This window comes from Janthinobacterium saanense (genome assembly GCF_014200675.1).
Classification (GTDB): domain Bacteria; phylum Pseudomonadota; class Gammaproteobacteria; order Burkholderiales; family Burkholderiaceae_D; genus Janthinobacterium.
Window position 1 is genome coordinate 110,447 of sequence record NZ_JACHCI010000002.1, and the last position, 10,772, is coordinate 121,218.

General features: G+C 60.7%; 12 protein-coding genes. 5 read left to right on the forward strand and 7 right to left on the reverse strand.

Annotated features, from left to right (window positions below):
- Window positions 1–26: 26 nt before the first annotated feature.
- A complete protein-coding gene (locus HDE72_RS03240) occupies window positions 27–554 on the reverse strand; it encodes an SRPBCC family protein (protein ID WP_183737299.1) in 528 nt (175 codons plus the stop codon).
- Between the two features lie 189 nt (window positions 555–743).
- Here HDE72_RS03240 and HDE72_RS03245 point away from each other — a divergent pair, with 189 nt between their 5' ends.
- Together HDE72_RS03245 and HDE72_RS03250 are read left to right on the forward strand one after the other, a co-directional pair.
- A complete protein-coding gene (locus tag HDE72_RS03245) occupies window positions 744–1,529 on the forward strand; it encodes a DNA/RNA non-specific endonuclease (RefSeq protein ID WP_183737300.1) in 786 nt (261 codons plus the stop codon).
- Window positions 1,530–1,556: 27 nt separating this feature from the next.
- Window positions 1,557–1,811, forward strand: a complete 255-nt coding sequence (locus tag HDE72_RS03250; RefSeq protein WP_183737301.1) for a hypothetical protein — start codon at window positions 1,557–1,559, stop codon at window positions 1,809–1,811.
- Between the two features lie 42 nt (window positions 1,812–1,853).
- On the opposite strand, the gene HDE72_RS03255 is transcribed toward HDE72_RS03250, so the two are convergent.
- The 6 genes from HDE72_RS03255 to HDE72_RS03280 all read right to left on the reverse strand — a co-directional run bounded on the left by HDE72_RS03255 (window position 1,854) and on the right by HDE72_RS03280 (window position 8,863).
- A complete protein-coding gene (locus tag HDE72_RS03255; RefSeq protein WP_183737302.1) occupies window positions 1,854–2,480 on the reverse strand; it encodes a TraB/GumN family protein in 627 nt (208 codons plus the stop codon).
- Window positions 2,481–2,744: 264 nt separating this feature from the next.
- Window positions 2,745–5,633: a M16 family metallopeptidase gene (locus HDE72_RS03260; protein WP_311735193.1), complete on the reverse strand. Its 2,889-nt coding sequence runs from the start codon at window positions 5,631–5,633 to the stop codon at window positions 2,745–2,747.
- 99 nt (window positions 5,634–5,732) lie between these two features.
- Window positions 5,733–6,209 carry a nuclear transport factor 2 family protein gene (locus tag HDE72_RS03265; protein ID WP_183737303.1) on the reverse strand — a complete coding sequence of 159 codons (477 nt, stop codon included), beginning with the start codon at window positions 6,207–6,209 and terminating at the stop codon, window positions 5,733–5,735.
- Window positions 6,206–6,802, reverse strand: a complete 597-nt coding sequence (locus tag HDE72_RS03270) for a TetR/AcrR family transcriptional regulator (protein ID WP_183737304.1) — start codon at window positions 6,800–6,802, stop codon at window positions 6,206–6,208. Before HDE72_RS03270 ends, HDE72_RS03265 begins: the two co-directional genes overlap by 4 nt.
- A gap of 31 nt (window positions 6,803–6,833) precedes the next feature.
- A complete protein-coding gene (locus HDE72_RS03275; RefSeq protein ID WP_183737305.1) occupies window positions 6,834–7,844 on the reverse strand; it encodes a sensor domain-containing diguanylate cyclase in 1,011 nt (336 codons plus the stop codon).
- A gap of 98 nt (window positions 7,845–7,942) precedes the next feature.
- Window positions 7,943–8,863 carry a sensor histidine kinase gene (locus HDE72_RS03280; RefSeq protein ID WP_183737306.1) on the reverse strand — a complete coding sequence of 307 codons (921 nt, stop codon included), beginning with the start codon at window positions 8,861–8,863 and terminating at the stop codon, window positions 7,943–7,945.
- Window positions 8,864–9,155: 292 nt separating this feature from the next.
- Here HDE72_RS03280 and queE point away from each other — a divergent pair, with 292 nt between their 5' ends.
- From queE to tadA, 3 genes are read left to right on the forward strand one after another with little or no spacing between them, the layout of a single operon-like run.
- The gene (queE, locus tag HDE72_RS03285; protein ID WP_183737307.1) at window positions 9,156–9,791 is read left to right on the forward strand and encodes a 7-carboxy-7-deazaguanine synthase; all 636 of its coding nucleotides are present in this window, start codon (window positions 9,156–9,158) and stop codon (window positions 9,789–9,791) included.
- Between the two features lie 10 nt (window positions 9,792–9,801).
- The gene (gene queD, locus HDE72_RS03290) at window positions 9,802–10,248 is read left to right on the forward strand and encodes a 6-carboxytetrahydropterin synthase QueD (protein WP_183737308.1); all 447 of its coding nucleotides are present in this window, start codon (window positions 9,802–9,804) and stop codon (window positions 10,246–10,248) included.
- Window positions 10,241–10,741, forward strand: a complete 501-nt coding sequence (gene tadA, locus HDE72_RS03295; protein ID WP_183737309.1) for a tRNA adenosine(34) deaminase TadA — start codon at window positions 10,241–10,243, stop codon at window positions 10,739–10,741. The genes queD and tadA overlap by 8 nt, the downstream gene beginning before the upstream one ends.
- Window positions 10,742–10,772 lie beyond the last annotated feature (31 nt).

Consider the following 10,772-nt stretch of genomic DNA (forward strand, 5'->3'; position numbering starts at 1 on the left):
AAAATCCGGGGCGTTGATTGATCGGATCAGCGCTCCGATACCATCTTCAAATTAGCCAGGCCCTTGTCAAAGTCCTTGCCTATCATGGTATCCATGCTGACGAACACGTTCATGACCTTGCTGACGTAAGGGCTGGGGCCGGTCATGGTCCAGTTTACCCTGGTGTTGTCGCCATCGGGCGAGAGCGTAAAAGTGGTGGTGTTGTGGCTTTCGAACGGCTTCAGGAAATCGAGCTTGATGACAGTGCGTTCTGGCGTTGCCGCCTCGGTGATTTCCATGCGGCCGGCGCCCACCTTGTCGTTACCCTGCCACGCATATTGCGCGCCCAGGCCGCTGCTCGGGCCGCTGAAGGTGCGGCGCATGGCAGGATCGAGTTTTTCCCAAGGCGACCAGGCCGCCCAGTAGTGGAAGTCGGTGATCATGCCGGCGATTTTTTCTGGGGGCGCCTTGATGGACACTTCGCGCTGCACGCTGAAGGTATCGGGCTTGGTGGTGGCGTAGCCGAGGATGGCGGCGACGATGACAACGATGACTAGCAGGGTCTTCTTGATCATATGCTCTCCAAATTATAATAGTAGATACGATACGAACAGATCGGATCAATCTTAGCAGATATCAATCTGTGCGCGCCATTCGGCCGCCGTATTATTTGCGCCACTTCGGTCTCACCTTGCACAGCGCGTTGTCGTGCGGCGCCATCGTCCGCTAGAATGCTGGCCCGCAAAGAATTCAACTAAGGAATTATGATTCAACGATCGATCGCCAGGCTGACCCTGGCGTGCGGCCTGCTGGCTTCCGCCTTCGCCGCGAACCTGGCGCACGCCGATGCCTGTCCGGCCATGTATGTCGATGGCCGCAAACCGGAAATCACCAATCCCAAGATGGACGTCGCCACCACCGAGCTGTGCTACACGGTGTTTGGCGTCATGCATTCGGGCCTGACGCGCACCCCGCTGTGGTCGGCCGAACATTTAACCGCCAGCAATGTGGAAGCGGCGCAGACTTTGTCGCGCGAAAACTCTTTCCATGCCGAACGCCGCTTGCCAGCTGGCCAGCGCGCCGAACTGAGCGACTATGCGCGCAGCGGCTTTGACCGTGGCCATATGGCGCCGAATGGCGACATGCCGGACCGCATCAGCCAGCAAGACAGTTTTACCCTGGCCAATATGGTGCCGCAAGACAGCGCCAACAACCGCTACGTGTGGGCCGGCATCGAAGGCGCCGTGCGCAAGATGGCCAAGAAGGAGGGCGACCTGTATGTGATCACCGGGCCGGCCTTTATCGGCGGCAACCTGCAGAAAGTCGGCCGCGTGCTGGTGCCCAGCCATTTGTACAAGGCCGTCTACAGCCCCCGCCAGCGCGCTGGCGCGGCCTATTTCATCGCCAATACGGACACCAGGGATTACGAAGTGCTGAGCATCGCGCAACTGGAAGACAGGATAGGCATCAATCTGTTACCGTCGCTGACGCGGCAGCAAAAAATGTCCATGTTGAGCTTGCCCAAGGTGAACCGCAAGTCCAAGAAATAATTCGTTTGAATTTGGAGAAAGAAAACCATGAGTGCAAAGAAATTCATCCCCTACGCCAATGAAAGCGACGTGCTGTCCATCGGCGGCCTGTCAATCGAAAACCGTTTGGACCGCATCAGCCTCAGCGGCGATATCGATTTGACCCAGGACAAGGCCGGCCTGGCCCTGGCCCTGCAGCTGCAGAAACTGCTGGGCGATGTGGTGGCCCAGCTGGAAAAAGCAGCATTGCCGGATCAGCTGCCGCCGCCGGTGACAACGACGGTGGCCAATCCGTTTGCATAAGGCGCTATCACTGCGCGCCATGAAAAGTCGCGCAGGCGCGCTTTAATACGGTTCGCCATCCGGATCTTCCACGCGATAACCCTTGGCCTTCAGCGACGCCAAATAGCCGTGCGGGTCGAGGATGTCAGCCAAACGCAGGGAGGCGAAGCTGCTGGTATTGTTCGCCAGCGCTTTCTCGGCGGCCGCCAGCCAGGCTTCCAGCATGCGTTCCTTGACATGCTGGAAGCCTGGCTGGTTTTTGGCGAACTCGCCATTGCGCATGGCATTGCTGCATTCGCTTTCCTGGTCGGCGTAATCGAGTTTCTGTATCCCTTGCAGATCGCCCTTGGCCCAGGCATTGGCGCGTACGCGCATGGCGTCGATATCGCCTTCCAGCCGCGCCAGCGTCTTCGAGAAACACTGCGCATCGGCCAGTTGCGACTTCTTGAAATCCTTCAGCAGCTTTGATGGATCGTCCATAGTCAGCTCGATGCCTGTCTTGACGACCTTGAGTTTGTGCTGCTCGACGATCTTGTCGATCTTGCGGCTCACGTCATAACCCTTGGACAGCCCCGCCTGCTTTAGTCCCGCCTCGAACAGGGTATCGGCCGCGAAAATGGGCCGCTCGCGTTCGATGCTGTCGTTGTCACCCAGGTATTTTGCTTTCAGCGGCTGCCAGCGCGCGTACACGTCGGCCTACCACCAGGATTTTTTCGCCGGCCTCTGCGGCTTCAGGCTCGCTTGCAAGGGAAGCCGTATCGGCTTGCGCCCAAGCGGACGAGACAGCCAGGGATAGATACAGGGCAGGCAGCAGACGTTGCAACATGTGGCGTATCTTTCAATAGTTTTCAAAGTTGCAAGATAACATGGCTTGCCTGGAGCGCCAAGGGACTGCGCCATTGGCCCGTATGCATCCACCAGCCTGCGCCTGATGCATGCGGGCCAGTACAACGATTACTGCGCGAACGCCGCGCCCGCTGGCGTGATGGTCACGGCTTCGGGTTGGATGTTCAGTTTCATGGCGCCGATGACCTTGTCTTCATCGAGCAGGGCTTGCGGCTTGTTGCCGTCGTATTTGATGGGCGAGAAGGCGTCGCTGACCAGCTTTTCCTTCAGGCCGGCCGCATCCTTGGCAATCACCACGACCGACAGGTTCTTCGCCGACAGGTGCTGCTTGATGGCGCGGTTGACGTCAAGCACCGTCAGTTTCGACAGGCCGTCACGCATCAGCCTGGTGAATTCCGGCGTGCCATACCATTGCGAGTCCAGCGCGTAACCAAGCTGCTGGTCTTGCGTCGAGGTCATGACAAACACGTTTTTCATCAGGTAGTCGCGGGTATTGGAGAAATCTTCCTGCGTCAAGCCATGGTCGACCAGCTTGCCCAGTTCCGTCAGGGCCACGCGCAGGGCGAAGTGGGCGTTTTCCGGGGCGACCGGGCGTATCCAGATCTCGAACAGCTGCGCCTTGCGGCCCAGGTTGGGATTCGGGAAGAACTGGAACATGCCGCGCGGGAACGCTTCGATATACGCGTAGTCGCCATAGTTCATGCCGCGGATTTCACGGATGCGCTGGTACAGGAAGGAGTTCGAGGCGCGGTGCTCGCCCAGCCAGGTTTTCGCCAGCCACAGGGCAGGGAAGTCCGGGTCGGTGCGGGTCACGTCCAGCGGCAAGCCAAACGAGATGGCCGTGGCGCGCGTGTTTTTCTCGATGATTTCCACTTCCAGGCCGTGCGCCTTGTGGCCCACCGGTTTGGCGATCGCTGGCAAGCCAGGGCCGGCTGGCAGTGCTGCCAGCGCCTGGGTCAGCGAGGCCGTCATGGTCTCGGAGACATCGCCGGAAATGCCGATTTTCACTGCTTCTTGCGTGTAGGCGGTTTTCCAGAACTGTTTTACGTCGTCCAGGGTGATGGCATCGATGCCGGCTACCGTGCCCAGAACGGGGTGGCCGTAGGGCGTGCCCGCATAGACATTGGTTTGCAGGCGTTCCTTGGCGAATTCCTCTTCGTTATTGTCTTTCAGGTCCAGCAGCAGCGCGTTCTTTTGCGCATCTTTCAGGCGGCGGAAGTCGTCTTCGCGGAAACCGGGCGAGAGCAGCAGCGGCAAGGCGATCTGGTTGAACTGGGCCCAGTTATCCTTGTGGATGGAGCCCGTAAACGTGGTCATTTCCTTGTCCGTCTGCTGGTTGAAACTGCCGGCCAGCGGGAACAGGGCTTGCTTGACTTCATCGATCTTGCGCTCGCTGGAGCCGCCCGCCGTGACCATCGCGGCCGTCAGCGCAGCCAGGCCTTCCTTGCCTTGCGGATCTTGCGCCGAACCGACCGTGAACAGCAGCTTGTAGCGGATTTGCGGCAAGGCCGATTTCTGCACCAGCACGTCAAATTTGCTGTTTGACACGGCTGGCAGCAAGCTGGCCAGTGTCGGCGTGGTGGCGATCGCGGCAGGCAAGGCTTGATTTGACAAGGTGCTGACCACCAGGCCATCGTCGCTCAGGTATTTTTGCGCAGCCGCTTGCAGGTCGGCTGGCGTGAGCGAGTCGATCAAACGGTAGTACTGGTTGATGGTGGCGTAGGAACGGTCGAAATGCACGAAGGACGCCAGGGTGCCGGCGATTTGCTCGGTATTGTCCAGCGAGCGTATCAAGCCGTATTTCTCGGCCGACTTGGCGTCCGCCAGGTCTTTGTCGCTGACCGGCGTGCTGCGCAGCTGGGCCACGGTTTTCAGGATGGCGTCGCGCACATACACGGCGTCGTCACTGTTTTTCACGCGCGCGCCGATCACGGCCAGGGTAGGATCGACGCGGTCCGGCGTCATCTCGAACAGCTGGTCGACCTTTTGCTCGTTTTGCACCAGGCGCTTGTACAGCGGCGAGGTATTGCCGAACGACAGGGACAGCAGGGTCGCCAGCGCTGCCTGGTCCTTGTTCTTCACGGAAAACGCGGGCGCATGGAAGCCGACCGCTACCCACGGCAGGGTCGGCGTCGGCCAGGCCACATGCGTGTACACGGGGCCGTGCGGCGCCGGTTCGGCCGGCACGGCGGGCTGCGGCTTGCCGCGCTGCCACTGGCTCCAGTATTTTTCCACCAGCGCAATGGCTTTTTGCGGATCGACGTCACCGGCGATGATCACGGTCGTGCGTTCCGGCCGGTACCAGCGGTCGAAGAAGACCTTCGAATACGCGTACTGGTTGGGCATGTCTTCGATGTCCTTGATGAAGCCCATCGTCGTATGCTTGTAGGTATGCGTGGTGTAGGCGCTGTCGCGCATGACTTCGAACAGTTTCGAGACCGGATTGGCGCTGTTCTTGTTGTATTCACCGAGCACGGCGCGCGATTCGGTCTTGAACGCGTCTTCCGGGTAGTCCAGATGCTGGAAGCGGTCCGCTTCCACTTTCAGCACGGTTTCCAGGTCTTCCTTGGCAAACGTGGTGTGGTAATTGGTCAGGTCATCGCTGGTGTAGGCGTTCTGGCGCGCACCGGCCTTGGTGATGATGGCCTGGTATTTCTCTGGCGGGTAGGCCTTGGTGCCGCGGAACATCATGTGCTCGAAGAAATGGGCAAAACCGGACTTGCCTGGCTCGACTTCATTGCGCGAACCCGTCTGCACGGGGATTTGCAAGGACACGATGTTGGGGAAGCCGGTCGGCACGATGATGATCTTCAAACCATTGGCGAGGGTCTTTTCAGTGGCCTTGAGGGGGAGTAAATCAGCCTTGGCGGCGCTTTTGGCGCTGCTTGCCTGCGGGGCGGGCGTGGCGGCAGGGGTTTGCTGGGCCAGGCTGGAAGACGCCATGGCCGATAGGGCCAGGGCGAAGAGAGGAATAAACGCGGGCTTGATTTTTGACACAGGGTCTCCTGTTGTTGAACGGGTTGCAACACATAGGATATCTGCAAGACTGTGCATAGTGCAAGATGGCGCGGCCGCCATCTTGCCGTGGCGTTTAGCTTACAAGCCCAATGCCGACAATCCCGGATGGTCGTCAGGGCGGCGTCCCAGCGGCCAGTGAAACAGGCGTTCGCCCGCCTTGATCGGCATATCGTTGATGGAAGCGTGGCGCTTCGTCATCAAACCGTCAGGGCCGAATTCCCAGTTCTCATTGCCATACGAGCGGTACCAGTTGCCGGCGTCGTCATGCCATTCATAGGCGTAGCGCACGGCGATGCGGTTGTCGGTATAAGCCCAGAGTTCCTTGATCAGGCGGTAATCGAGTTCCCTGTTCCATTTGCGCTCCAGGAAGGCGCGTGCTTCGTCGCGGTTGACGGCAAATTCGGCACGGTTGCGCCAGCGGGTGTCCAGGCTGTAGGCCAGCGCGACCCTGGACGCATCGCGGCTGTTCCAGCCATCTTCGGCCAGGCGGACTTTTTCGATGGCGCTCTCGCGTGTAAACGGCGGCAGCGGCGGGCGCAGTGTGATGTCGTTCATGGCAATTCCTTGGTGGTGGGAGCAAAAAATGTGGGTAGCAGGCAGCGCGCCATGGCTTGCGCGCGGCGGGCCGCCTGCAGGTCGCCCGTGACCAGCGCCACGCTGATGGCGCCATCGATCAGGATCAGCCAGGCGCCGGCCAGGGCGTCAGCGTCGGCTATGTATGCTTCGATGGCCAGTTGCAGCAAAAAGGCGCGCAGGCTGGCCTTGTGTTCGCGCGCCACGATGCGGATGGGGTCCGCCGGGTCGCCGGTCTCGCCGGCCGCATTGATGAAGGCGCAGCCGCGAAAGCCGGGAGTGGCGAACCAGGATGACAAGGCGTCAAAGCTGGCCAGCAGGCGTGCCGGGCCCGGTTCAGCGCGGCAAGTTTCTTCGCTAAACCAGCGCATCCAGCGCGCATCGCGCTCGCGTAACGCCTGCGCCACCAGGGCATCCTTGGTGGCGAAATGGCGGTAAATGGTTTTGCGGGCGACGCCGGACGCCTTGACGATGGCGTCCATGCCGGTGGCGTTGATGCCGCCGGCGTAAATCAGCGCTTCGGTCGCGTCGAGCAGGCTCTGGCGGGCAGAGGAGGGTGTATCTGTGTTATCCATGCGCAGATGGTAGAACGATCGTTCTCCATCGTCAAGCACTTTCGGGGATGGATGGCGTTTCCGGCAGGCTGATGCGGTTGCGGCCCAGGTGCTTGGCGCGGTACAGGGCGCTGTCGGCCGTATGGATCAGCTGGCCCAGCTCGGTTCCCGGGCCGGGCAGGGCGGTGGCGGCGCCTATACTGACCGTGACCGTGGCGCTGGAATCGCCGCCAGTGCCGCGTGGCAGTTGCAGCCGTTCCACGCGACGGCGTATGCGTTCGGCAACGATGGCCGCGCCCTTGAGCTGCTGGTTGGGCAGGATCACGGCAAATTCTTCACCGCCATAGCGGGCCACCAGGTCGTTGGCGCGCATTTCGCCCGAGACGGCGCCGGCCACCTTGCGCAGGCACTGGTCGCCTTTGACATGGCCGTGGCTATCGTTGTACTGCTTGAAATTGTCGACATCGACCATCAGCAAGGATAACGGCTGGTCCTGGCGCAGGGCGCGCTGCCATTCGGCGTGCAGGGTGTCGTCGAAGCAGCGGCGATTGGCCAGTCCCGTCAGGCCGTCGCGCGTGGCCAGCCGTTCCAGCGCCACCTGGGCGCGCTTTTCATCGGTCATGTCGCGCAGGGTTTCCACCACCGCCACCAGTGCACCGCTGCTGTCAAGGATGGGACTGGCGTCGACTGCCAGATAACGGCGCCGGCCCGTGCGCGGCATGTCGCACCAGTTTTCGGCGCACAGATTGTTGCCCGTGCTATTGCGGTATTGCTGCTGTTGATACAAGGCGTGCAAGTCGCTACCGCGCCCGGTAAGCAGCAAGTCGGCCAGGGTCGGGCGTTCGCGCACATAGAAGCAGCGCCAGTGCCGGTCCGTGCCCAGCACTTCCTTGGCCGGCACGCCGGTCAGCCGCTCGCAGGCGCGGTTCCAGATGATTACCTTGCCGGCCGCATCCAGCACAAAGGTGGGCACGACCAGCATTTCCATCATCTGCACGGCAAAACCATGTGCTGCGGCGTGCGGCGTAGCGCTACCAGGCAGGCTTGCGTGGCTATCCGGCATGAGCGGGTCCTTCATCGGCATTGGGCATAGGATGTGAGGTGTCTGGCTGAGGCGGTGTCGGGAACGAGAGGGCCATGATGCAGCGCCGGCCGCTTTTGTTATTGATAATGAGCAATATTTTCAATGATGGACGATGTGCCGGGCGGCAATGTCAGGTGGATATGCGTACCGCCGCCTGGCTGCGTGCCGATCTCCAGCGTGCCACCGGCGGCTGCCAGGCGCTCGCGCATGCCGGCCAGGCCGCTGCCTCCTGGTCCGGGACTGGCGGGCAGGCCGATGCCATTGTCCGTGATGTCGAGATGCAAGGCGTCGTCGCACAGGCGTGCCAGCCTGACCTTGACGCGCGTGGCGCGGGTATGGCGGGCGATATTGGCCAGCGCTTCCTGCAGCACGCGGTAGAGCAGGGCGTCATGCCGGCTGCTTAGGGACTGGGCTTGGCCGGCATCCTCCTGGCCCAGCGCGCAGTCGTAGCCGATGCCGCTGACGCGCGAGAATTCAGCCAGCAAGGTGCTGCAGGCCACAGTCAAGCCCTGTGCCAGCGCGGGAGGGCGCAAGTCGTCGATGACACAGCGCAGCGAAGCGATGCTCAGGTCCACATTCTGCACCATCATGGCCAGTTGCTGCGCCAGCAGCGGGTAGGCCCCGTGCGCGTTTTTTTGCAGCAACGCCAGATCCATCTTCAGGGTCAGCAAATGTTGGCCCAGGTCGTCGTGGATATCGCGGCCGATGCGCCGCCGCTCCTGCTCACGTTCCTGTTCACATAATTGCCGCTGCTCACGTTTTAAACGGTGCAGCCTGAGATGGACACCGTTCAGCTGGCGCTGGCGCCATAGCAGCAGCAAGGCGAGCAGACCCAGCAGGACGGCACAGAAGGTGACGAGGTTGAACAGATCGGCGTCGCCGGACGGCCACTGGGCATCGGCGTCCCCAGCTTGTCCGGTGGCAAACGCCAGGCCGGTGGCTGCCGCGCAGACGAAGAGGCAAAGGTGGTTGCTCAGCTGTGCCTTGCATTGCAGCATGTTCTTGCTCCCCGATTGTTTTTCCAACAGGAAATACCATCGTTTGAAAATATATTAACTTAAGGATATTTATATTGTCTAAACGCAAAAACTTCGGGATTATTCGTCTGTCTGTGGCGTGACAGCTACAAGGGTCTTGCCAGGCGGGCGGCCCGTATTTGCACGGGAAGCCCTGTGCACGCTTATAATAGAGGGTTGTCAATCGGCTTTTGCGGCCCCGGCTTGCCCTGCGCGGCCCCCGTATTCATGTGCCCGCCCGCGCGGTGGCGCCAGCCAGCTCTTAGGAAATACAGTGACTTATAGCATCAAAGAGATTTTTTACACGCTGCAGGGCGAAGGCGCGCACGCGGGCCGGCCGGCCGTATTCTGCCGTTTTTCAGGCTGCAATCTGTGGACCGGCCGCGAAAGCGACCGTGCCACGGCCGTCTGCCAGTTTTGCGATACCGACTTCGTCGGCACGGACGGTGAACGCGGCGGCAAGTTCAAGACGCCGCAGGAACTGGCCGAGCTGATCAACAGCCTGTGGCCGGAAAAATATACCGCCAGCAAATACGTGGTGTTTACGGGCGGCGAGCCGCTGTTGCAGCTCGACACGGCCCTGATCGCCGCCATGCATGCGGTCGGCTTTACCATCGCCATCGAAACCAACGGCACCTTGCCGGTGCCGGCAGGCGTGGACTGGATCTGCGTCAGCCCGAAGATGGGTTCCACCCTGGTGGTGCACAAGGGTAACGAGATCAAGGTGGTGATACCCCAATTCCAGCAAGACCTGGCTGCCTACGAACAACTCGATTTCGAGAATTTCTTCGTGCAAGCCATGGACGGTCCGCTGGCCGCGCACAATATGAAGCTGGCCATCGAGACATGCAAAAGCAACCCGAAGTGGAAGCTGAGCCTGCAAACCCATAAACTGTTGCAAATTCCTTAATATAAAAACTATGCTGACTATTACACGCAAGCTCGAATTCGACGCGGGCCACCGCATTCCCGACCATAAAAGCCAGTGCCGCAACCTGCACGGCCATCGCTACACGGTAGAAATCACCCTGGTTGGCAATGTCATCGAAGCCGAAGGCAATTCCGACAATGGCATGATCATGGATTTTTCCGACGTGAAAACCCTGGCCAAGCAGCATCTGGTCGATGTCTGGGACCACGCCTTCCTGGTGTATGAAAAGGATGTGACGGTGCGCGACTTCCTGGCCAGCTTGCCGGATCACAAGACGGTTGTCATCGACCGCATTCCCACCGTGGAAAACCTGGCCCGCATCGCTTTCGAGATCCTGAAAGCTGCCTTTACCGACCATTTCGGCACCGGCTTGCACCTGCATAAGCTGGTCTTGCATGAAACCCCGAATTGCTGGGCAGAAGTGACGAATGACTGAGATGCAGGATAACGGCGCCGACGCCGGTTTTATGCAGCTGGCGCTGGAGCAGGCGCAGCACGCGTGGGACCTGGGTGAAGTGCCGGTGGGCGCCGTCGTCGTCAAGGATGGGGCCGTGATCGCGGTCGGCTACAACCAGCCTATCGGCCGCCACGACCCGACTGCGCACGCAGAAATCCAGGCCTTGCGCGCCGCCGCCGAGAAGCTGGGCAACTATCGCTTGCCTGGCTGTGAGTTGTATGTGACGCTGGAACCGTGCGTGATGTGTTCGGGCGCCATGCTGCATGCGCGCCTGTCGCGCGTGGTGTTTGGCGCCAGCGACCCGAAAACAGGCGCTTGCGGCTCCGTGCTGAACCTGTTCGAACAGGCCGCGCTGAACCACCAGACGGCGATCAGCGGCGGGGTGATGGCCGACGAGTGCGGCGCCTTCCTGAAGCGTTTTTTTGTCGAGCGCCGCCGCGCACAGGCGGCAGCCCGCCTGGTAGCCAAATAAATCTTGGCAGCAAAATAAGTCTTTGCGCCAG